Source organism: Pseudoalteromonas sp. MMG012, from assembly GCF_018100875.1.
GTDB classification, from domain to species: Bacteria; Pseudomonadota; Gammaproteobacteria; order Enterobacterales; family Alteromonadaceae; genus Pseudoalteromonas; species Pseudoalteromonas aurantia.
Window position 1 is genome coordinate 1 of the sequence record NZ_JAGJEF010000191.1, and the last position, 1,214, is coordinate 1,214.

The window sequence follows — 1,214 nt, forward strand, 5'->3', positions numbered from 1 at the left end:
TAGTTAAAATATGGGACAGGCACAAATTTCTTTGAAGTATATAAAATAGGGCTCTTACGATTTAGCTAAATGGTTAATGCAAGTGAAGAGACAATGAAATGAGCACGAACGAGTTAGCAGCAGAGCTTGCTGAGTTAAATGAAAGCGTTAACCTGCTTAAGTGTTCGGGTTAGAAAAGTGCGTGTGTGGTGAAAATATCATTGATAAATCAGCGAAAATTAGCTCTAATGGCAAGATAAAACGTACTGAGTAATGCAGGGATGGCCCAAGCGCGAAAGACAAGCCGATAAAATAGGCGTAAGACAAGTTATGCTACTAAAAGCAAACTCCCATAGCATAAATAACACCAACTCTGACACACAGAGCAGGTAGCGGCTCAGTCCAACAAGCAATTATGCAGCACAAACAATGTGCCGCATAAATACTAAATAGTTAGGTAACTGATGGAAGAATTAGCTTCAAATGAACTTCAATTTTTAGTAGCTCTTCTCGCTTCTGAAGAGTCTGAGGTGAATGAACTTAAAACCGAGTTTGATGCTCGGGGCGTCGAAGGTGAAAAGGTTCAGGTTGTATTAAGTGGGCTGATTTCTGACGGAACTATAGGGGTTACAAAATATCAAAATGAAGAATTTCACGATTACGAGAAAAATGAATCACTTAGTTTGGTAAAAAACTGGGAAGACTTTGTACTTACTCAGCTTCAAATTTTCCTCACTGACGAAGGGTATAAGCGCTGGGAAATCGATGACTGGGGAATTACTACGAAAAGGGCAGTAAGTTTAATGTTTTCAAATCAGGGAAACTCAATTCGTGTTTAAAGTTATCCGTAACCTAACACATATGAACCTTCTCGGGTCAAGTAAGCATAACGATTCTTTTTAGCTGCTTTTAAGCGGCTAATTTGTATCGGCAATTCTTAAATCTATCCAACTTCGTTATGTCGGTGAGCCGTTAAAATCGTTTACGGCAAACACATAGTGAGGGTCTCTTATTGCGACTCATCGCTGCCTAAATCAGTCTATACAACTTATTGTTTAGGGCCACTAGACATTTATCGGTTAACCTTAAGCTGGCTCTATGGCATGAAACAAAGCTTATCTCGTCGTGGTAGATTAAGATGGGACAGGCACAAATTTCTTGCATAATTGGGTGGTTTAACTACTGTTTATACATCCAGTTTATTTGAGTGATTAAAATGACAAGAGCAAGGAATG

At 38.9% G+C, this 1,214-nt stretch carries 1 protein-coding gene; it reads left to right on the plus strand.

What is annotated here, in order from left to right; all coding sequences use genetic code 11:
* The first annotated feature begins 443 nt into the window (after positions 1 to 443).
* A complete protein-coding gene (locus tag J8L97_RS22945) occupies positions 444 to 818 on the plus strand; it encodes a hypothetical protein (protein ID WP_211053033.1) in 375 nt (124 codons plus the stop codon).
* Positions 819 to 1,214 lie beyond the last annotated feature (396 nt).